Origin of the sequence: Nocardia sp. NPDC050412 (genome assembly GCF_044458825.1) — a bacterium.
Lineage (GTDB): Bacteria > Actinomycetota > Actinomycetes > Mycobacteriales > Mycobacteriaceae > Nocardia.
The window spans coordinates 73,026-94,174 of the sequence record NZ_JBITIJ010000012.1; the positions used below are offsets into that span (position 1 = coordinate 73,026).

Sequence of the window (21,149 nt, forward strand, 5' to 3'; positions counted from 1 at the left end):
CCGGCGTGGAGTCAGTTCGGCGTCGACGCGCGGTTGGTGGACGATGGTGCCTGCACGATCGTCAACAACGAACGCTTGCGCAGGGTGAATCCCAACGTCTCGTACAAACTGATCGCCGTCGCATTGTGGGCGACGGCGTGCAGGAACGGTGTCTCTCCGCGCGCCCGGATCTGCGCGCCGACCGCACGGGTCAGCCGGGAGGCGAAACCGCGGCCGCGGAATTCCGCATCGGTGCACACGGCGCTGATCTCGGTCCAACCCGGCGGGTGCAGGCGCTCACCTGCCATTGCCACCAGCCTGCCGTCCACCCGAATCCCGAGATAGGTACCCATTTCGATGGTCCGCGGCGCATACGGGCCGGGTTCGGTGCGGGCGATCAGCTCCAGGATCTCCGGCACATCAGCGGCGGTGAGTACCTCGAGTTCCGGATCGTGGGCAACGCGTAGCGCGGTGCCGTCCATTTGTACCGAACCGAATTCGTTCAGCACGGTCCACCCATCCGGCGGCACATGGCCGTAGCCGCGCAGTGCGGTGCTGCCGCCCGGTCCGAGCAGGGTGGCCAGATCGGCCCAATCCTGTTCGTCCAGTGCGGGCGGATGGCCGATGAATCTGGCGACGTCCGGGTCGTAGCGGCCGATGCGGCCCACCCAGCTGGCGAAGCGGAGGTGCTCGCCGCGCAGCGATGCCCGCACCGGATCGTCGAGTGGATGCAGTGGGGTATTGATGTCGATGGTCGACTCGGTGGTCATCGCGCACTCCTCCGCAACAGGGTCCGACCGGAGAACGTTAGCGGGGCGCACGAGTATCGGCACCGGTTGTGCTCAGCGGAATTTCTATCCGGTGGCTGTCGTCGATTCCCTCGCTCGCAGCGTATTTCCCAGCGCTCGAGCTGATCTCAATCGTTGACACCAGCGGCGGAAGGCCAGGTCGGGACCACCACGAATATCACGTGGCCACGTGATATGAGGTCTGCGCGGAGTCCTTCCCGTCAGCACCGCCGTCGGTCGCAGTCAGCGCTGCGCAACGTTCGAGTGGGACGCGCAGCGGTTCGCGCGTTGCAGCACACAACATTCGCGCATGCACAGGAATGGGAGACGATGGCACCGAAACAACTACATCTCGGCGTCGCGCTCGATGGAGCGGGCTGGCATCCGGCCGCGTGGCGGGAGCCGAACTCCCGACCCACCGAGCTGTTCAGCCCCGGTTACTGGACGGATCTGGTCGCCACCGCGGAGCGCGGACTGCTCGATTTCGTGAGCATCGAGGACACCCTGCGGGTTCCGGGGACGCCGCATGAGCCCTCCGATGACGCCGTCGACCGGGTCCGAGCCCGGATCGATGCCAATCTGATTGCCGCGCGGGTCGCGCCGAGCACCCGGCACATCGGGCTCATCCCGACCGTGACGGTCACCCATACCGAACCGTTCCATGTCTCCAAGTCGATCGCCACCCTCGACTACACCTCGCGCGGCCGGGCGGGCTGGCAGGTGCGGGTCTCCGGCAGCGCCGAGGAGGCCGCGCACTTCGGCCGTCGCGAAGTGCATGAACCAACGGTCGCCGATATCGCGGAAGCTGTTGCGTCGGGGATATTTCCGCGCGAGACGCACGAGCTGTTCGAAGAAGCCGCCGATGCGGTCGAGGTGGCGCGGCGGCTGTGGGACAGTTGGGAGGACGACGCGGAAATTCGCGAGGTGGCCACCCGCCGTTTCATCGATCGCGACAAACTGCACTACATCAATTTCGAGGGCCGCTTCTTCAGTGTCCGTGGGCCGTCGATCACACCGCGCCCGCCGCAGGGGCAGCCGGTGGTCGCGGCACTGGCGCACGGTCCGCTGATCTATGAATTCGCTGCCCGCTCAGTGGATCTGGTTTTCGTCACGCCGAGCCGCCAGGCGGGACCCGGAGTGATTCTGGAGCAGGTCGCGGTCGCCGCGGCCCGCGTCGATCGCGTGGGCGAACCGCTGCGGGTCCATGCCGATATCGTCGTATTCCTCGACACCGACGAGGCGACCGGTCCGCAACGACTGGCGCGGTTGAACGAGCTCTCCGGTGCCGAATTCGCTTCGGATGCAGGTATTTTCGCAGGTAGCGCGGAGGAACTCGCCGAACTGCTCACCGAATGGAGCGCGCAGGGGATCGACGGCTTCCGGTTGCGACCGGGTGTCGCGGTCGATGACCTGGCCGCCATCACCGACCGGCTCGTTCCCGCCCTGCAACGCCGGAGTGTGTTCCGCACCGGCTATCCGGATGGTCCGCTGCGCGCACTGCTCGGCTTGTCCACCGACGTTCCCAACCGTTACGCGACTGCCTGAGCGAGGTCAGCATGAGTACTCCACGTAAGCAGGTCATCTTGGGCGCCTACCTCGGCGGCGTCAACCACCACACCGCCTGGTGGCATCCCGAGGCCGGCAGCCAGATCGATTTCAGCAGTTTCGAACACACCGCGCGCACCGCCGAACGCGGCAAATTCGACTTCTTCTTCCTCGCCGAAGGTCTCATCCTGCGCGAACGCGCGGGCAAGATCTTCGATCAGGACGTTATCGGCCGCCCCGATACCTTCACCGTGCTGGCCTCGATCGCCGCGGTGACCGAACATCTCGGATTGGCGGGCACGATCAACGCCACCTTCAACGAGCCGTATGAGTTGGCCCGCCAGCTCGCGAGTTTGGATCATCTGTCCGGTGGTCGCGCCGCCTGGAATGTGGTGACCTCCTTCGACGCCTTCACCGGCCAGAACTTCCGCCGCGGCGGCTTCCTCGATCCGGCAGACCGCTATGTGCGGGCCGAGGAGACGCTGAATGCCGTTCGTGCCCTGTGGGATTCGTGGGATGTCACCGATATTGTCGCCGACAAGGAATCCGGCCGGTACCTGGCCCGCCCGGATGCTGGTGCATTCGCCTTCCACGGCAAACAATTCGATATCTCCGGGCGGTTCACCGTGCCGCGCAGCCCGCAGGGGCGGCCGGTGATCCTGCAGGCCGGTGTCTCCCCACAGGGCCGCGCCTTCGCCGCCGCCAATGCCGACGCCATCTTCTCCCCGTACGGCAAGCTGCCGGAGGCCGCGGACTTCTACCGCGATATCAAGGCGCGTGCGGTCGCGGCCGGACGTGCGGCCGATGACATCAAGATCCTGCCGTCGGCGAGTTTCGTGCTCGGCGAGACCGAGGCCGAGGCGATCGAGAAGTTCCACACCGTACGCAATGAGCAGGTCACCGGACAGACCGCGCTGATCCTGCTGGAACAGATCTGGAACCGCGACCTGTCCGGCTACGACCCGGAGGGCCCGGTGCCCGATATCGATCCGGATCCCGACGCTGCGCCGATCATCCAGGGGCGTGCCTTCGTACATCAGGATCGGTTCGCCACGGTCGAGCGCCTGCGCCAGGTGGCCGAGGCGAAGAAGCTCACCCTGCGGGAGGTGGTGATCGATCAGTTCGAACGCGGGCCCCTGGTCGGCACGCCCGCCCAGGTCGCCGAGCAGATCGATACCTTCGTGCAGAACGACGGCTCCGACGGCTTCATCCTCGGCTCGCATCTGGTGCCATGGGGCATCGATGAATTCGTCGACAAGGTCGTGCCGCTACTGCAGGACCGCGGTGTTCTGCGCACCGAATACAGCGGAACCACGCTGCGCGACAACCTCGGTCTGCCGACTATCCGGTCCGCGGTGTCGGCCTGAATCGGTTGGTGCCCTCGGTGTTCCGAAAGGGTGATCGCTCTGATCCCATTGCAGTACATCTTCAGCCTCTGGCCTTCGTGCAGGCGCACTCTCAGAATCGGCTCGAGCGCAAGGGTGTCGCGCGGATCGGGCGGGGTCGATGATATCCCGGTCGGGTTGACAGGCCCGCGTTCGGCCGCGGGCGCGATCACGCGGCTGGCCGTCGGTGAGGCGCGGAGTCGTCGCTGGCGGATTGCGCCGATCGTGCGCCGCGCGCAGCGGGCGTCACTGCCGGTGCGCGATGCGGTACGGGCAGCCGCGCATCCGCCGCACCCTACTGACCACGCTCGGCGTCGTCCCCGCCGGCGTCTGAAAGGAACATCATGTCGAAACAATTGCACCTCAACGCATTTCTGATGTCGACCGGACATCACGAGGCTTCGTGGCGGCTGCCCGAGTCCGATCCGCACTCGAACACCAAGATCGAGCACTACGTGAACCTCGCGCGCATCGCCGAGCGCGGAAAGCTGGACTCCATCTTCTTCGCCGACAGCCCGGTGCTCTTCGGCGATACCGGCCGCCGCCCCAGCGGCAAGCTGGAGCCGACCGTCCTGCTCACCGCGATCGCCGTGCAGACCTCGCGGATCGGGCTCATCGCCACCGCGTCCACCAGCTACAACTCGCCGTTCAACCTGGCGCGCCGATTCGCGTCGGTGGACTGGGTGTCGAACGGGCGCGTCGGCTGGAATATCGTCACGACCGCCGGTGCGGATGCCGCGCGAAATTTCGGGCTCGACGATGTCCCCGACCACAAGCTGCGCTACGACAAGGCCGCCGAATTCGTCGATGTGGCAACGAAATTGTGGGACAGCTGGCAGGACGACGCAGTACTCGCCGATAAGGAATCCGGGATTCACACCGCCCCGGACAAGGTCCGCAAGATCGAACACGAGGGACACTTCTTCAAGGTCGCGGGCCCGCTGAATGTGCCGCGCTCGCCGCAGGCGTACCCGGTGCTCGTGCAAGCCGGATCCTCCGAGGACGGTAAGGAATTCGCCGCCCGCTATGCCGAAGCGGTGTTCACCGCACAGCAGACGATCGAGGACGGCCTCGAGTTCTACACCGACCTGAAGCGCCGTGCCGTCGCATTCGGCCGCGATCCGGAGAGCATCAAGATCCTGCCGGGCATCGTGCCGGTCATCGGTGATACCGAGGAGCACGCCCGCGAACTGGATGCCGAGCTGGAGCGGCTGATCTCGCCCGAATACGCCAAGCGCCAGCTGGCCCGCACCTGGGGCATTCCGGTGGAGGACCTCGACCTGGACAGCGAACTGCCCGAGGATCTGCCCACCGAGGACGAGATCCAGGGCGCCAAGAGCCGCTTCACCCTCATCGTGAATCTGGCTCGGCGCGAACGGCTTACGCTGCGCCAGCTGATCGGACGACTCGGCGGCGGACGCGGCCACCACACCTTCGCGGGTACCGCCGAACAGGTGGCCGACACCATCGAGGAATGGTTCACCCGCGGCGCCGCGGACGGATTCAACATCATGCCCGCCGTCCTGCCCTCGGGCCTGGCACGATTCGTCGACGAGGTGGTGCCGATTCTGCAGCGGCGCGGACTGTTCCGCACCGAGTACACCGAGACCACGCTGCGCGGGCACTACGGCCTGGAGCGGCCCGCCAACCAGTTCGCCGACGCGGACGCACTCGTGGTCGCCGGATGAGTTCGGGCTCGGACTGTTCCGGCGACGCGACTGCCGACGGCTGGATTCGTTATCTGCTGCGGCGCTGTGCCGAACATCGGTGGACGGTAAGCGTCGCGTGTGTGGGTTCGGTGGTGGCCGCGGTACTCACGGCCATCCTGCCGCTGCTGGTGCGGCATGTGGTCGACACCTTGACCAGCACAGCCGCATCGGTGCTGCCGTGGGTGCTTGTGCTGTTGGCGATCGGATCCGTCCGGTTCGTCGCGGGATACCTGCGGCGGGCCGGATCCTCGCGGCTGTCACTGGATGTGCAGCACGACCTGCGCCGCGACCTGTTCGCGGCGCTGCTGCGCCTGAACGGACGCCAGCGGGCGGGGCTGTACACCGGGCAGGTGGTCAGTCGCGCCATTACCGATGTGACGTTGATCCAGATGTTCCTGCAACTGGTTCCGCTGGTCGCGGGCAATGTTGTGCTGATCGCCGCGTCGCTGTTGCTGATGGCGTCGATGTCGCCGATGCTGAGCGTGATCGCGCTGCTGGTGGTGCCCGCGCTGTGGTTGATCACCGCGCGCAGTCAGCGTGTGCTTTTCCCGGCCAACTGGGATGCGCAGGCCCGGGCAGCCGAGGTCGCCATGCGGGTGGAGGCCGCGGTGGCCGGGGTGCGGGTGGTGAAGGGGTTCGGGCAGGAATCGCACGAACTCGAGCAGTTGGCCGCGTCCGCTCGTGACCTGTACCGGTCGCGGCTGCGCGTCACCCGCATTACCAGCCGGTTCACGCCGGTTATGCAGGCGGTGCCCGCGGCAGGGCAGGCGTTGGTTCTCGTGGTCGGTGGGCTGCTGGCGTTGCGGCAGTCCATCACGCTCGGCACATTTCTCGCGTTCATGACCTATCTGGGGTCGTTCGCCACGCCGGTCCGCATGTTCTCCATGCTGCTGACGGTCAGCCAGCAGGGGAAGGCATCGCTGGAAAGGGTGCGCGAAGTGATCGAGACCCCACCGCCGGGCGAGTCGGCCGCTGGGCAGGTCGTCGACGTCTCGGACGGTGCGCCACGGATCGAATTCCACGGTGTGCGTTTCGCTTTCGAGGGTCAGCCTGCTGTACTGCACGATCTCGATCTCACGGTCGAGCCGGGGGAGACGGTCGCCATCGCGGGTGCGGCCGGTTCCGGCAAATCGATTCTGGTGCAGCTGCTACCGCGATTGTTCGATCCCGATGCGGGCCGGATCCTGTTGGATGGCACCGATATCCGCGAGCTCTCGAACCTGCGGAGTCGAGTGGCTATGGTCTTCGAAGACACCTCGCTGATGGCGGACACCGTGCGAGCCAACGTCTCCTACGGACGCCCGGACGCTACCGACGAACAGGTATGGCACGCACTGTATCTGGCCGCCGCCGCCGATTTCGTCGCCGCGCTGCCCGAAGGGCTCGATACCGTCATCGGGGAACGCGGACAACGGCTTTCCGGCGGGCAGCGGCAACGACTGGCTTTGGCACGCGCCCTGATCACCGACGCCCCGGTGCTGGTCCTCGACGATGCCACCTCCGCCATCGACGCACAGGTGGAGGAGGAGATCTTCGCCCGCATCGCCGCCGAGGTGCGTCGGCGCACCACAATTGTGGTGGCACACCGCATTTCGACGCTGGCGCTGGCCGACCGGGTCGCGGTGCTCGACGGCGGACGGGTGGCCGAACTCGGCACCCTGCACGAGCTGCAGGCTTCCGGCGAGCTGTTCCACACCCTGTTCACCCCGCCCGATCCGGCGAGTATCGCGGCCGATCTGACCGCGGTAACCGACCCCGTGCCCACCGCGGGATTGTGGGTGCACACCGACACCGACGGTGACGAGTCGCGCACGCTGGAGCAGATGGCGAAGGCATTCTCCCAGCGGGCCGCGGGCGGGCCCGGAGGCATGGGCGGTCATCTGGGTGGCGGGATGATGTCGAGTGCGCCACCCAGCGGCGATGTGCGCGCACTGATCGACCGGTTGCCCGCAGTGACCGGTGAACCCGATGTGCCCGAACAGTTTTCGCACACCCCGGAGCCGAACTTCGATCTGCCAGGATTGCTGCGGCCCTTCGCGGTGCCGCTGCTGGCCGGACTGGGACTGGTGGCCCTGGACGCGCTGGCGCAGACGCTCATTCCGTTCCTGGTGCGCTACGGCATCGACCGGGGTGTGCTGGTCGGTGCCCGCGAGGTCCTGCTGCTGGCGGCGGCCTCGGCGCTGGTGCTGGTGGTCGTGGACTGGGCGATCACCGTCGCGCAGGTGCGGGTTACCGGGCGGGGCGGGGAAAGGTTGCTGTACGGGCTGCGCGTGAAGGTCTTCGCGCAACTGCAACGGCTGGGTCTGCAGTTCTATGAGCGAGAACTGGCCGGCCGCATCATGACCCGGATGATCACCGACGTGGACGGGCTGTCCACCTTTCTGCAGACCGGGCTGACAGTGGCCCTGACCAGCACGCTCACCATCGGCGGCGTGGTGGTCGCGCTGGTTGTGATCGATGCCGAGTTGGCGCTGGTGGTGCTCGCGCTGCTGCCGGTGCTGATGGCCGCCACGGTCGCGTTCCGCCGAGCCTCGGTGCCCGCGTACAACCTCGCGCGCGAACAGGTCAGTGCCGCCAACGCCTATCTGCAGGAAAATGTCGACACCATCGCGGTGACCCAGGCCTACCGCAGGGAGGCGATCAACCAGCGCGAATTCGAGCGCCGCTCCTGGGGTTACCGCAATGCGCGGCTGCACAGCCAGACGCTGATGGCGCTGTTCTTCCCGTTCATCGAGATCGTGTCGGTGATCGCCACCGCCGCCGTACTCGCCGTCGGTGTGCACCAGGTGCGCGAGAACGCGCTCACCGCAGGCACTTTGATCGCATTCCTGCTCTACATTGATCTGCTGTTCGCGCCGATTCAGCAGCTGTCGCAGGTTTTCGACAGCTATCAGCAGGCGGTCGTCGGTGTCGAGCGCATCGGCGTCCTGATGCGCGAACCCGTCACCACGCCGGACGCACCCGATGCCCGCACCGTCGACCGGCTGGCGGGCGAAATCGAGTTCCGCGGTGTCGGTTTCGCCTACGACAGTGCCGGTACGCGGGTGCTGTCGAATATCGACGTGACGATCGCGCCCGGCGAGAAGGTGGCCGTGGTCGGCGAAACCGGTGCGGGCAAATCCACTCTGGTGAAACTGCTCGCGCGCCTGTACGACACCACCGAGGGCGCGGTACTCGTCGACGGCGTCGATATCCGTCGATATCGGTTGCGCGACTATCGCAAACGGCTGGGTGTGGTGCCGCAGGAACCATTCCTGTTCGGCGACACTGTGCACGCCGCCATCGCCTACGGCAAGCCCGATGCCACCCCGGCCGAAATAGAATGGGCGGCACGTGCTGTCGGCGCGCACGAGATGATCGCCGCCCTCGAAAACGGCTACCGCCAGCCGATCGGTGCGCACGGTGCGGGTCTGTCCGCCGGTCAGCGCCAACTACTGGCCCTGGCGCGCGCCCAATTGGTGGAACCAGACATCCTCATACTCGACGAGGCCACCGCCTCTCTCGACTTGGCCACCGATGCCCGCGTCCGCGCGGCCGTCGATGTGCTCATCGCGGGTCGTACCACCATCGTCGTGGCCCACCGCCTGGCCACCGCCGCGGCTGCCGACCTCATCCTGGTCGTCGGCGAGGGCCGACTGCTCCAAACCGGCCGCCACACCGAACTTCTCGAAGTCGACGGCCCGTACCGCAGGCTGTGGTCGGCCTACGTCGGCGATGAATCGTCGGTGGGCAGCAGATGACGCGTTCAGTGGTGCCGATATGTGAAGTAGAAGATATGAAACACATATAATCTCGGCTACCATTGTAAGCATGAGTGCAGATAGTTACCGTCGGACAACCAACACCATCAACAAGGTCATCGTCGGGCTGCAGCGGATAGGCATCGCCTTCGGTCCTATGCAACTGCTCACGGTCGCGGGGCGGCGCAGCGGGCAGTTGCGCACCTTCCCGATCGCGGTGAACAAGCTCGACAGTGGTCGCTTCATCTTCCAGGCGTTCCCGAAGGCCGCGTGGGTCGTGAATGCGCGTGCGGCCGAAACCGTCACGCTGACCCGCGGTCGCAGGTCGTCCACGGCGCGCCTGGTCGAGGTGCCGGTAGACGAGCGCCCGCCGCTGCTGCACGAATTGGTGTCGACGAGTCCGAAGAGCGTCGGCAAGCGTTTCGTCACCACCGGACTGGCCGAAGCCGCCACTCCCGATGGCGTGGCCGCATCGGCGCATCGAATCGCGGTCTTCCGCGTCGTTCCGGTCTGATCGGAGCCGATCACGCACGTCCGCGAGCCGTATCTGCCCCTCGCCTACGTATGATATGAAAACCGTATGAACGTAGGCGAGGTGGCGGACAATGAATTCAGTAACGGGTCCTGCTTCGACCCGCAGCCGTCGGAGACTGACGGCCGACGTGCGGGAAGCATTGCGTGACTTGAATATTCAGCTTTCGCTGCTCAATCGCCGTTTCGGTGGGGTCGAACTCGAGGACGTCGATTGGACTTGCCTCGACCTGATCAACCGACACGGCCCCATGTCCCCGACGGCCTTGGCGCGCCACGCCGGACTGCACCCCGCGACCATGACCGGAATCCTCGATCGGTTGCAGAAGGGCGGATGGATCGTCCGCGAACGTGACCCGGACTCCACGGACCGTCGCGCGGTCACCTTACACGCTGTGCGCGAACGAAATTCGGAACTATTCGAGCTGTTCTCCGGCATGAACAACCGCATGGGATGAACTGTGTGTTCGCTACTCCGAAGCCGAACTCGAGGTGATCGCCGACTTCCTGCGGCGAACCGGCGTGGCGGGCCAAGAAGCCGCCCAGGAGTTGGCGGAAGGCTGAGATCAGCCGCGACAGCGCTGCGGTGGATCCAGTCCCAGCTCTACGCAGGCCAGCGGCGCGACCTCGAGTTCGAGCCGGTTCTCGGATACCAGGCATCGGCCGTCGGAAGTTGAACTCGACGTCAGAATCGAATACGGTGGCGATCTATATTGCCGTGGTAGACGAGGTGACCCATGGATTCACGTAATCTGCTCGATGAGTGGCTGGGGGCTGGGTAGTCGGCAGGTCGCGACCAATGGGATCGAGTTGCGGGTTGTCGAGCATGGTGACGGTCCCCCGGTGGTGTTCTGTCATGGCTTTCCCGAGCTCGGATTCTCTTGGCGGCACCAGGTTTTCGCGCTTGCCAAAGCGGGTTTTCGGACGTTGACGCCGGATATGCGTGGATACGGTGGTAGTTCTCGGCCGGGGCGGATCGAGGATTACGACATGGTCGCGCTATGTGGTGATCTTGTCGGGTTGCTCGATGAGGTCGGTGTCGAGGATGCGATCTTCGTCGGTCATGACTGGGGTGCGTCGGTGGTGTGGCAGCTGGCCCTTCGGCATCCGGATCGGGTGCGGGCCGTTGCGGGGTTGAGTGTTCCGGCTACGCCGCGGTCGGTCGCGCCGCCGTTGCCGATTCTGCGATCGCGGCTGGGTGACGACTTCTATATGTGCTGGTTCCAGGAGCCGGGCCGTGCGGACGCGGAGCTCGCGTCGGATGTGCGTCGTACTCTGCTGCAGGACGATGTCGTCAGTGCGCGGGATCTGTTGAGCGGCAACGGTTCCGAGATGGCAGCTCCGGCATGGCTGAGTGCAGACGAACTCGGTTACTACATAGCGACTTTCACGGCCACCGGGTTCACCGGCGGGCTCAATTACTACCGCAACCTCGACCGCAACTGGGAACAGAGCGCGCACCTGGCTGATGCGAAGATCCACCAGCCCGCGCTGTTCATCGCCGGATCGGAGGATGCCGTCATCCGGTTCACCCCGACAGCCAAGATGGCCGCCATACTGTCCGACCTGCGGGCCTCCATTGTCCTCGACGGGGCGGGACATTGGATTCAACAGGAACGCGCAGCCGAAGTCAGCGCCGCACTGATCGATTTCGCCCGCAGCGTCAGCTGACAGGACTACCCGACCACCTGCCGGTAGCGTGCGGACAGCATCGGCGGGAATCCGAGGCCGCCTTCGAGAACCCGGATCGCCAACGGCGAAGCCAGCGCACGCAGGCGCGCACATCCGGCTTCGCCGATCGCCTCGTACGGGTAGACCGAGAGTTCATCCGTCTGGCTCTCGATCGCACCACGCCGCTGCGAGCCGTGTTCGCTGAGCACGACACCATCATCGGCCAACCACCCCCGCGCCCGAAGCCGTCGCACACCGTCGGCCCAGTCCTGCTCGCTCCAGGATCGGCTGGCGCGCAACACTTCCGGCGATATCTCACCGGTCGCGCTGTGTGTGATCAATGCCTCGATCCCGTCCAGCCCCGCCGTGAGCAACAGGGCGACGTGTCCGTCACCGCGATACTCCCGCAACAGTGTCTGCGCATGCCACAGCACCAGATGCGGTTCCTCAGGCCACGGCAGCGCCGCATGCGCCGCGAACAGCGCACGCCCCTGCGGCCGTTCGCAAGCACGTTCAGCGGCGCGCCGGGCAAGCTCGGCGGCTGCACTCACCTCAGGACTGGTGATGTCATCGCCCCATGCCTGCCGAAGCGACCGATCGACCGCATGCATACGAGCTCGGAAAATCTCTGTGGGAGCAGCGATTTCCCATGCGGCCGGGATGACGGCCCGCACCGCGACCGGATTGAAATTGAAGAATGTGGCGATGGTGACCGAGGCGGGCACCGGCCCGAATGCCGCGGACCGCGAGGCGAAGTACATCATGCGCGGGTCCGTAATACCCAGCTCGCGGTACGCCTCTGGGCCGTGTGGGGTGAAGTAGATCATGCCGTGTATCGGCTCGAGCGCGCGGAACGTCAGATGGGCACTGTGTGGGGACACGGTAGTCAAAGGATTTCTCCGTTATGTGCATTACTTCTCGAAGTACCGGCGCGGATTGCGCACCAGAATCGCGTCGATATCGTCCTCGGTGAGTCCCCGCGCGATCAGCGCCGGAAGCACATCTGCACTGATGTGGCGATAGTTCCACCGCGGCGCCACCTGCGCTTTGGCCTCCGGATCGAACCAGTCGATGTGGCATGCCGCGTCGTGCGCGATAACGATCTTGTCCAGGTAGCCGCGCCGCACCAGTTCGACAATGGTGTCGATCCGATCCTCGAACGGCAGCAGGACATCGAGCCCGAATCGATCCATGCCGAGCAGCGATCCGGCGTCGGCGAGTTCGGTGAGGTAATCGATGTCGGTGGTGTCGCCGGAGTGACCGATCACCACGCGGCTCAGGTCCGCGCCTTCCTCGGCCAGCACCCGTTGCGCCACCAGGCCGGATCGAGTGTGCGGGTTGGTGTGCACGGTGATCGGCGCGCCCGTTTGCGTCGACGCCTGCCCGACCGCGCGCATGACCCGCTCGACGCCGGGCGTCAGTCCGGGCTCCTCGATGGCGCACTTGAGGAATCCGGCGCGCACACCGGTATCGGCGACGCCCTCGGTGAGGTCCTTGACGAACATTTCCACCATCGGTTCCGGCCGGTCGAACAGCAAACCGGGGCCGGTGTAATGGAATTGGAACGGGACATCGTTGTAGGTGTAGATGCCGGTGGCGACGATGATCCGCAAATCCGTTCTGGCCGCGATCTTCTGGATGCGCGGCAGATAGCGGCCCAGCCCGAGCACGGTCGGGTCGAGAATGGTGTCGATGCCGAGGGATTTCAACTCGTCGAGCTGCTGGACGGCATCGTCGACGCGGGCGTCCTCGTCCCAGTCGGCATAGTTCTGCCGGAATTCCTCGCCCAGTACGAAGACGTGCTCGTGCACCAGGACGCGGCCGAGTTCGGCGGAGTCGACGGCTCCGGTCGCGGTGGGGATCGCGGTCATCGGCTCGCCTTATCTGTGAAGAGGTTCGGGTCGAGAGCGCGCTTGAGGATCTTGCCGGTGGCGCCCTTGGGGAGCTGGTCGGTGAAGGCGAAGCGATGCGGCACTTTGTATGCGGACAGCCGCTCTTTGGCCCACGACCGCAGATCCGCCGGGTCGAGTTCGACCCCGGGTGTGGCGGCGACGACCGCGCCGACGTCCTCGCCGTAGTGGTCGTCCGGAATTCCGACGACCGCTACCTCGACGATGTCGGGATGCTGGTAGAGCACTTCCTCGACCTCGCGGGGGTAGACGTTGTATCCGCCGCGAATAATGAGGTCCTTGGCGCGGTCGACGATGTAGACATAGCCCTCGGCGTCGACCCGGCCCAGATCGCCGCTCTTCAACCAGCCTTCGGACAAATCGGCGGCGGTGGCGTCGGGCCGGTTCCAGTACCCCTTCATGATGCTCGGACCGCGTAGGAAGATCTCGCCGACGGCATCGGCGGGCACCACCTTGCCGTCTGGATCGCGGACCTCGATCGACGTTCCGGGCAGCACGGCGCCGACCGATCCCACCCGCTGTTCGCGGTTGAGCGGGTTGTAGGTCGCCGCACCTGTGGATTCGGTAAGTCCGTAGCCCTCGAGAATGGTGCAGCCGAAGCGTTCCGAGAAGGCACGAATCACCTCACCGGGTAGTGACGCCCCGCCGGATGCCGCAAGCCGCAGGCTCGCGAAATCCGCCGCACCGTAGTCACCGGCCGCGTGCAGCATCGCATTCCACATCGTCGGTACACCGGCGACATGGGTGAGCTGCTGATCGCGGATCATCGCGATCATGGCCCGCGGTTCGAAGGGCGTCACCATGGCGAAGGATGCGCCCGCATGCAGCGCGGTGAGCAGACACACCGCCTGCCCGTAGACATGGAACAGTGGCAGTCCGGTCCCGAAGCGATCGTCCGGGCCCAGCTGCAGCTGGTCTGTGAAGATCCGCGCGGTCTCGGTCAGGTTGGCGACGGTGAGCTCGACGCCCTTCGGTTTGCCGGTGGTTCCGGAGGTGTAGAGCAGCACCGCGGTGTCGTCTGTGCGGCGGCGCACCGGTTCGGCCACGGGCTGCGACGGCTCGGCATGCGCGCCCGGCGTGAGTACGAGCAACGGCAGATTCCGATCGGCGGCCGCCTCCTGTGCGGCCTGCTGCGCGCTGTGCCAGACGATGACGATCCGTGCACCGGAATCATCCAGCACATAACCGATTTCGGGCGCGGTTGCCATGGTGTTCATGGTGATGACGATGGCGCCGATGAGCTGCGCGCCCAGATATGCGATGACGAATTCACCGACGGTGGGCGCGACAAGCAGCACCCGGTCGCCAGCGGCGATACCGGATTCGCGCAGCAGGCCGCCGTAAGCCGCGCTGCGCCTGGCCAATTCGCTGTAGGACAGCTGTGCGTCCGCGGTGAGCAGCGCGATGGCGTCGGGGCGTTCGATGGCGTGCTGCCAGCACCGGTCGGCGACATTGGTCGGCTGATCCGATGCGGTCGGGGAAGCCGGATTCGCAGGCATGGCTTGCTCCAGATTGATGAGTGGGCGAGAACTGATGTGACCCAGGCCACGCCAGTGGGTCGGACGCTACTTGAATTTGGCGTCATGTTCAATAAATGTTGTGCCGAACCTGGTTGCCCCACGGCATCGCGGGGTCGCGGGAGCGGTGTGCGCTGTTACGATCCACCACGTCAGAGCCGTACGACAGCGAGTGAGGCAGTGAACGCCCAGGAAGCCACCGAGGACCGGCCCGGTCGGGTGCCCCCACGGAGTAAGCGTGGCATGCGCACCAGGTCCGCGCTGGTGACCGCGGCGCGCGAGGTGTTCGAACGCGACGGCTTCCTCGATGCCAGAATCAGCGATATCTCCAAGGCGGCCGGGGTCGCCTCTGGATCGTTCTATACCTACTTCGACAGCAAGGAAGAGATCTTCGCCGCGGTCGTCGAGCAGGTGCGTGAGGAAATGCTGCACCCGCACGTTCGGGAGCGGGTCGGCATCGACGATCCGCGCGAGCTGATCGCCGCCGCCAATCGCGAGTATCTGCTCTCATACCGGCGAAATGCGCGGCTGATGGCCGTGCTCGAGCAGGTGTCGAAGATTGATGAGAAGTTCCGGGTGCTGCGCTTCGAACGCGCCCTGGCATTCGTTGATCGCAATGCCGTGATGATTCGAAATCTGCAGGATCGTGGCCTGGTGGATGCCGAGTTGGATGCCGAGGTCACCTCGCTGGCGCTGTCGAGCATGGTGAGCCGCATGGCGTATTTCGTATTCGTCGAGGGGCGGAAGGTCTCCTTCGAGAAGTTGGTGAAAACGCTGAATCAGTTGTGGTTCAACGCTCTTCAGTTGAAAGAAGCTCACTGAGCAATAGTCATGTGACCTGTATCACGTGACGCGCAGCAACTTCTGAACTTGACGTCGGAATCAAGTTCGGTGAGTCTTGGTCACGCAGGTCAGGCATCAGGAGAGGCTTACGTAATGGGTCGTTTCGACGGGAAGACGGCGGTTGTCACCGGAGCCAGCCGCGGTATCGGGCTGGCCATCGCGCAGCGGCTGGTGGCCGACGGTGCGCGGGTCTGTGTGACCGCCCGCAAAAAAGACGCGCTGGACGCGGTGGTCGCCGAACTCGGCGGACCCGAGCGCGCCATCGCGGTCGCGGGACGAGCCGACGACGTCGAACATCAGACCGAGGCCATCGAGCGCACGCTGGAGACCTTCGGTTCGGTCGACTTCCTGGTCAACAATGCCGGCATCAACCCGGTGTACGGGCCGATGGTCGAACTCGACCTGGCCGCGGCCCGTAAAGTCTTCGAGGTGAACTGCCTGGCGGCGATCTCCTGGGTGCAACAGGCGCACAAGGCATGGCTGGGCGAGCACGGTGGCTCGGTGGTCAATGTCGCGTCGGTGGCCGGAATCAAGCCCGCACCCGGCATCGGGTTCTACGGGGCGACCAAGGCGATGCTGGTACACATCACCCAGGAGTTAGCGGTCGAACTCGGTCCGTCGATCCGGGTGAACGCGATCGCGCCCGCCGTGGTGAAGACCCAATTCGCCACCGCGCTCTATGACGGCCGCGAGGAGCAGGTCGCTTCGGCCTATCCGCTCAAGCGCCTCGGCGTCCCCGAGGACATCGGCAGCGTCGCCGCCTTCCTGCTCTCCGATGACGCGGCGTGGTTGACCGGCCAGCTGATCGTCGTCGACGGCGGCGTCACCCTCACCGGAGGTGTCGCGTGAAGGCGTGGCGGGTAACGGAATTGGGCGAACCGGCGCAGGTATTGCGACTGGTCGAATTGGAGGAGCCCAAGCCTGCACCGGGCCAGGTGGTGGTGCGGACCCGCGCCGCGGCCGCGAACTTCCCGGATGTGCTGATGTGCCGGGGCGAGTACCAGATCAAGCCCGAACTCCCGTTCACCCCCGGGGTGGAACTGTGCGGTGAGGTGGTTGCGGTAGGTGCCGACGTCGGCGGCATCGCGGTCGGTGACCGGGTGCTCGGCACTACGGCACTGCCCTGGGGAGGTTTCGCGGAACTGGCGGTCATGGACGCCGCGGCTGTCTTTCCCGCCCCGGCGGCGCTCGATGATGCCGAGGCCGCCGCCCTCTTCATCGGCTACCAGACGGGCTGGTTCGGCCTGCATCGACGCGCTGGTCTGCGGGCGGGGGAGACGCTGCTGGTACATGCGGCGGCCGGTGGCGTCGGCAGTGCGGCAGTGCAATTGGGTAAGGCGGCCGGTGCCACGGTGATCGGGGTGGTCGGCAGCGCGGCCAAGGCCGAGGTCGCGCGGGCGCTCGGCGCAGACATCGTGGTGGATCGCAGCGCACAGGATTTCGTCTCGGTTGTGCGGGACGCGACCGGCGGTCGCGGTGCGGATGTGGTGTACGACCCGGTCGGCGGTGAGGTGTATCAGCGGTCCACCAAATGCATCGCCTTCGAGGGACGCATCCTGGTCGTCGGTTTCGCGGGCGGCCAGATCCAGTCCACCGCACTGAATCACGCACTGGTGAAGAACTATTCGATCCTCGGCCTGCACTGGGGCCTGTATCGCGACAAGGATCCGCAGGCGGTACGCGACTGCCATCTGGAGTTGACCGGGCTGGCCGAGCGGGGTTCGGTGAAACCCCTGATCGGCGAGCGGCTACCACTGGATAACGTGGCTGCGGGACTGCAGCGCCTCGCCGACGGTGAGACCGTCGGCCGTGTGATCTTCGAACCGTAAACGGTGCCAACCGAATTCGAAAGAGAGAACCGTAATGAGCAGTGAGACAACCCGAACCGCCATCGTGACCGGTGCCGCACGCGGCATCGGCGCGACCGTCGCCAAGCGGCTGGCGGCAGACGGATTCGCGATCGCCGTGCTCGACCTCGACGAGCAGGCCTGCAAAACCGTTGTCGCCGAGATCGAATCGGCCGGTGGCCGGGCGCTCGCGGTCGGCGCGAACGTCGCCGATGAACAGGCCGTCGCTGCGGCGGTCGAGCGGGTCGCCGCCGAACTGGGCGCTCCGACCGTCCTGGTGAACAATGCGGGCATCATTCGTGACAACATGCTGTACAAGATGAGCGTCGACGACTGGGACGCGGTCATGGGCGTGCACCTGCGCGGATCCTTCCTGATGAGCCGCGCGGCGCAGAAGTACATGACCGACGCGGGTTGGGGCCGCATCATCAATCTCTCCAGCACTTCGGCGCTCGGCAACCGTGGCCAGGCCAACTACGCCGCGGCCAAGGCCGGACTGCAGGGATTCACCAAAACGCTCGCGATCGAACTCGGTAAATTCGGCGTCACCGTGAACGCCGTCGCGCCGGGCTTCATCGAAACCGAGATGACCGCCGCCACCGCCGAGCGCATGGGTGTTTCGTTCGAGGAGTTCAGCAAGACCCTGGTGGCGCGGATTCCGGTGGGGCGCGTCGGCAAGCCCGAGGATATCGCGCACACGGTGTCGTTCTTTGTCAGCGAGGGCGCGTCGTACGTCACCGGACAGGTACTCTACGTCGCCGGTGCGCCGACAGTCTGAGGAGTGAATATGAAGGTATTCAATGGAATCGGCGAGCTCGAGCAGGCCGTGGGAACCCATCTCGGCTACAGCGAATGGCACACCGTGACCCAGGAGCAGATCGATCTGTTCGCCGAGGCGACCGGTGACCGTCAGTGGATTCACGTCGATCCGGAGCGTGCCGCGCAGGGACCGTTCGGCACGACGATCGCCCACGGCTATCTGACCCTATCCCTATTGCCGCAGTTGGTCTGGCAGGTGTACCGCGTCGACGGGGTGAAGATGGGAATCAACTACGGCAGCAATAAGGTTCGCTTCCCGTCGCCGGTGCCATCGGGTAGTCGCGTGCGGGCGGGAGTGGAACTGGTGAAGCTCGAGCCGACCAAAGCGGGGGTCCAGGTGACGGCTCGGGTGACCATCGAACGCGAGGGCGGCGACAAGCCCGCCTGTATTGCCGAAGCGCTGTCGGTACTCGTGCCCTGATAGCGGTGTGACCGCCGGACATCCTGTTCCCGGCGGTCACCTCTCTCCAGCCAATATGCGAAATGGCCTGTCTCCCTGGCGATATCGGGAGACAGGCCGTCGTCTCAGAACCCGGCTTCGTCTCAGAACCCGGCTTCGGTGGCGATTCGATCGGCCGTTTCGGCGAGTCCGTCGACCATATCGGTCGTCGGAATGCCCGCGGCCGCACGGTTGCGGGGATCGTCGAGGGTGCGACGGTACACACCCTCGGCGATGACGGCGAGCTTCCACAGACCGAGCGCATGCCAGAACCCGAGCGCCCGCCGATCGCGTCCGGTGATCGCGAGATACTCCTCGACCAGTTCGGCGCGGGACGGAAAACCCGGGAGCGTGACCATTTCGGTACCCGGAATAGCCGCTTCGCCGGGCATCGGCCAGTAGGCGAGCAGACTGCCGATATCGGCCAATGGATCGCCGAGGGTACACAGCTCCCAGTCGAGTACGGCGGCGATCGCGCCCGTCTCTGGCGTGGTGATCACATTGCGCAGGTTGTAATCGCCATGCACCAGCGCGAGTTCGCGCTGTTCGGGAACGGCGGCCCGGAGCCGTTCGGTGAGACGGTCCACCAGCGGCAACTCCCGCGTCTTCGACTTCTCCCACTGTGCCGACCAGCGTTTGAGCTGCCGCTGCGCATATGGTTTGTGACTGGCCAGGTCGCTCAGCGCGGTGGCTTCCAGGTCGACGGCGTGGATGCGGGCCAGCGTCCGCACCAGTGACAACCCCGCGCTGCGACGCAGATCGACGCTGAGTCCTTCGGCGGTCTCGACTCCGTCGATGACCAGCCCGTCAATGAATTCCATGAGCACGAGCGCGATATCGCCCTCTCGCCGGACATCGTGGACGCGCGGCACCGGGACATCGGTGGGCGCGAGGGCCGACATGACGCGGGCCTCCCGCGCCACGTCGTGCGCGGACGCCAGCAGGTGGCCGAGCGGCGGACGTCGCAATACCCACCGCCGCTCGTCCGCGTCGGTGATCAGGAAGGTCAGATTGGACTGGCCGATCCCCACCCGTTCGGCGCGCACCGGCGCGGTACACGTCGAACCGAGCGAGGACACCCAGTCCCCGAATGCGGCCGCATCGATATCGAAGCCGGTCGCGTCCGCGGTGGGCTGAATGAGCTCGCTACTTGTCTGCATTTAATTCCTGTCCGTTCTACGCCCCGGTCCTGAACTTACCGAGTTCGGCGCGCGCGATTGCGCGTTTGTGCACTTCGTCCGGTCCGTCGGCAAGACGCAATGTGCGCAGGTGCGCGTACATGCTGGCGAGCGGGAAGTCGTCGGTGACACCGGCGCCGCCGTGCACTTGGATGGCCCGGTCCACGATCCGCAGCGCCATCTCCGGTGCGGCGATCTTGATCGCGGCGATCTCGACCTGGGCCGCCTTATTGCCGACGGTATCCATCATCCAGGCGGCCTTGAGCGTCAGCAGCCGGGCCTGCTCGATATCGATTCGGGCTTCGGCGATCCAGTCCTGGATATTGGCGCGCTCACTCAGCTTCTGCCCGAATGTGATTCGCGATTCGGCGCGGGCGCACATCAGCTCCAGCGCGCGTTCGGCCATCCCGATGGCGCGCATGCAGTGGTGGATCCGACCCGGACCGAGCCGGGCTTGGCTGATCGCGAAACCCTCACCCTCGCCCTTCAACACATCCTGGACAGGGACCCGCACATCGGTGAAATCGATCTCGGCGTGGCCCTCGCGGTCGGCGTAGCCGAAGACCGGCAGATTGCGCATGACCGTGACGCCGGGCGCGTCGATGGGCACAACCATCATCGACTGCTGGCGGTGCTTGGGTGCGTCCGGATCGGTCTTGCCCATCACGATGAGCACCTTGCAGTTTTTGTGTAATGCGTTGGAGGCGAACCACTTCCGGCCATTGAGCACGTAGTGGTCGCCGTCGCGCGTCATGCGCAGCTGGATATTGGTTGCGTCGGAGCTGGCGACGGCGGGCTCGGTCATGGCGAAGGCGGAGCGGATGGTGCCGTTCAGCAGCGGCTCCAGGTAGCGCTCCTTGTGCTCCTGGGTGCCGAAGAGGGTGAGCACCTCCATATTGCCGGTGTCGGGTGCCGAACAGTTGCACGCCTCCGGCGCGAGATGCGCGCTGCGGCCCATGATTTCGGCCAGCGGAGCGTATTCCAGGTTGGTCAGGCCCGGACCCCATTCTGGATGCGGATGGAACAGATTCCACAGGCCGCGGGCGCGGGCCTCCGTCTTGAGGTCCTCGACGATCTGCGGATGGTGGTGCGGATCGCCGGATGCCGCCATTTGCTTTTCGTATTCCGACTCGGCCGGATATACGCATTCGTCCATGAAGGCGCGCAGATCTCGTTGGTACTGCTGGGTGCGCTCGGACGTGCTGAACAGGTCCATGAGGCTCCGATCGTCGGTGCGTGCGGTCGAAA

General features: G+C 65.6%; 18 protein-coding genes and 1 pseudogene. 13 read left to right on the forward strand and 6 right to left on the reverse strand.

Annotation, left to right across the window (positions count from 1 at the left end; translation table 11 throughout):
* Positions 1 to 11: 11 nt before the first annotated feature.
* The gene (locus tag ACIBI6_RS29825) at positions 12 to 749 is read right to left on the reverse strand and encodes a GNAT family N-acetyltransferase (protein WP_396958566.1); all 738 of its coding nucleotides are present in this window, start codon (positions 747 to 749) and stop codon (positions 12 to 14) included.
* A 348-nt stretch (positions 750 to 1,097) separates the two neighbouring features.
* Here ACIBI6_RS29825 and ACIBI6_RS29830 point away from each other — a divergent pair, with 348 nt between their 5' ends.
* From ACIBI6_RS29830 to ACIBI6_RS29865, 8 genes and pseudogenes are all read left to right on the forward strand, one after another.
* Positions 1,098 to 2,312, forward strand: coding sequence for an LLM class flavin-dependent oxidoreductase (locus ACIBI6_RS29830; RefSeq protein WP_396958567.1), 1,215 nt, complete (start codon positions 1,098 to 1,100; stop codon positions 2,310 to 2,312).
* Between the two features lie 11 nt (positions 2,313 to 2,323).
* Positions 2,324 to 3,679 carry an NtaA/DmoA family FMN-dependent monooxygenase gene (locus tag ACIBI6_RS29835; protein ID WP_396958568.1) on the forward strand — a complete coding sequence of 452 codons (1,356 nt, stop codon included), beginning with the start codon at positions 2,324 to 2,326 and terminating at the stop codon, positions 3,677 to 3,679.
* Between the two features lie 362 nt (positions 3,680 to 4,041).
* On the forward strand, positions 4,042 to 5,385 hold the full coding sequence (locus ACIBI6_RS29840) for an LLM class flavin-dependent oxidoreductase (protein ID WP_396958569.1): 1,344 nt from the start codon (positions 4,042 to 4,044) through the stop codon (positions 5,383 to 5,385).
* Positions 5,382 to 6,215 (forward strand): annotated as a pseudogene (locus ACIBI6_RS29845) (ABC transporter ATP-binding protein); the annotation flags it as partial. The gene ACIBI6_RS29840 and the pseudogene ACIBI6_RS29845, both read left to right, overlap by 4 nt.
* A gap of 75 nt (positions 6,216 to 6,290) precedes the next feature.
* Complete coding sequence (locus ACIBI6_RS29850; RefSeq protein ID WP_396958645.1) at positions 6,291 to 9,146, forward strand: ABC transporter ATP-binding protein; 2,856 nt, start codon at positions 6,291 to 6,293, stop codon at positions 9,144 to 9,146.
* Positions 9,147 to 9,216: 70 nt separating this feature from the next.
* A complete protein-coding gene (locus ACIBI6_RS29855; protein WP_364345564.1) occupies positions 9,217 to 9,660 on the forward strand; it encodes a nitroreductase/quinone reductase family protein in 444 nt (147 codons plus the stop codon).
* A 91-nt stretch (positions 9,661 to 9,751) separates the two neighbouring features.
* Positions 9,752 to 10,135, forward strand: a complete 384-nt coding sequence (locus ACIBI6_RS29860) for a MarR family transcriptional regulator (protein WP_364345562.1) — start codon at positions 9,752 to 9,754, stop codon at positions 10,133 to 10,135.
* A 301-nt stretch (positions 10,136 to 10,436) separates the two neighbouring features.
* Positions 10,437 to 11,348 carry an alpha/beta fold hydrolase gene (locus ACIBI6_RS29865; protein ID WP_396958570.1) on the forward strand — a complete coding sequence of 304 codons (912 nt, stop codon included), beginning with the start codon at positions 10,437 to 10,439 and terminating at the stop codon, positions 11,346 to 11,348.
* A 5-nt stretch (positions 11,349 to 11,353) separates the two neighbouring features.
* On the opposite strand, the gene ACIBI6_RS29870 is transcribed toward ACIBI6_RS29865, so the two are convergent.
* Genes ACIBI6_RS29870 through ACIBI6_RS29880 form a run of 3 tightly spaced genes read right to left on the reverse strand, consistent with a single transcriptional unit; the run spans position 11,354 to position 14,757 of the window.
* The gene (locus ACIBI6_RS29870) at positions 11,354 to 12,229 is read right to left on the reverse strand and encodes a hypothetical protein (protein ID WP_396958646.1); all 876 of its coding nucleotides are present in this window, start codon (positions 12,227 to 12,229) and stop codon (positions 11,354 to 11,356) included.
* Positions 12,230 to 12,259: 30 nt separating this feature from the next.
* Positions 12,260 to 13,219, reverse strand: a complete 960-nt coding sequence (locus tag ACIBI6_RS29875) for a phosphotriesterase (RefSeq protein WP_396958571.1) — start codon at positions 13,217 to 13,219, stop codon at positions 12,260 to 12,262.
* Positions 13,216 to 14,757: a long-chain fatty acid--CoA ligase gene (locus ACIBI6_RS29880; protein ID WP_396958572.1), complete on the reverse strand. Its 1,542-nt coding sequence runs from the start codon at positions 14,755 to 14,757 to the stop codon at positions 13,216 to 13,218. Before ACIBI6_RS29880 ends, ACIBI6_RS29875 begins: the two co-directional genes overlap by 4 nt.
* 198 nt (positions 14,758 to 14,955) lie before the next feature.
* On the opposite strand from ACIBI6_RS29880, the gene ACIBI6_RS29885 reads away from it, so the two are divergent.
* The 5 genes from ACIBI6_RS29885 (at position 14,956) to ACIBI6_RS29905 (ending at position 18,705) form a co-directional block, all read left to right on the forward strand.
* Complete coding sequence (locus ACIBI6_RS29885) at positions 14,956 to 15,597, forward strand: TetR/AcrR family transcriptional regulator (RefSeq protein WP_364345556.1); 642 nt, start codon at positions 14,956 to 14,958, stop codon at positions 15,595 to 15,597.
* Positions 15,598 to 15,711: 114 nt separating this feature from the next.
* Positions 15,712 to 16,467 (forward strand): SDR family oxidoreductase, encoded by a 756-nt coding sequence (locus ACIBI6_RS29890; RefSeq protein WP_364345555.1) that lies wholly within the window; start codon positions 15,712 to 15,714, stop codon positions 16,465 to 16,467.
* Positions 16,464 to 17,447, forward strand: a complete 984-nt coding sequence (locus tag ACIBI6_RS29895; protein WP_396958573.1) for an NADPH:quinone oxidoreductase family protein — start codon at positions 16,464 to 16,466, stop codon at positions 17,445 to 17,447. Before ACIBI6_RS29890 ends, ACIBI6_RS29895 begins: the two co-directional genes overlap by 4 nt.
* 34 nt (positions 17,448 to 17,481) lie before the next feature.
* Positions 17,482 to 18,243 (forward strand): 3-oxoacyl-ACP reductase FabG, encoded by a 762-nt coding sequence (gene fabG / locus ACIBI6_RS29900; protein ID WP_364345551.1) that lies wholly within the window; start codon positions 17,482 to 17,484, stop codon positions 18,241 to 18,243.
* 9 nt (positions 18,244 to 18,252) lie between these two features.
* Positions 18,253 to 18,705 (forward strand): MaoC family dehydratase, encoded by a 453-nt coding sequence (locus ACIBI6_RS29905; protein ID WP_396958574.1) that lies wholly within the window; start codon positions 18,253 to 18,255, stop codon positions 18,703 to 18,705.
* A gap of 122 nt (positions 18,706 to 18,827) precedes the next feature.
* On the opposite strand, the gene ACIBI6_RS29910 is transcribed toward ACIBI6_RS29905, so the two are convergent.
* Together ACIBI6_RS29910 and ACIBI6_RS29915 are read right to left on the reverse strand one after the other, a co-directional pair.
* The gene (locus ACIBI6_RS29910; RefSeq protein ID WP_396958575.1) at positions 18,828 to 19,883 is read right to left on the reverse strand and encodes a phosphotransferase family protein; all 1,056 of its coding nucleotides are present in this window, start codon (positions 19,881 to 19,883) and stop codon (positions 18,828 to 18,830) included.
* A 16-nt stretch (positions 19,884 to 19,899) separates the two neighbouring features.
* Positions 19,900 to 21,117: an acyl-CoA dehydrogenase family protein gene (locus ACIBI6_RS29915; RefSeq protein ID WP_396958576.1), complete on the reverse strand. Its 1,218-nt coding sequence runs from the start codon at positions 21,115 to 21,117 to the stop codon at positions 19,900 to 19,902.
* Positions 21,118 to 21,149: the final 32 nt, after the last annotated feature.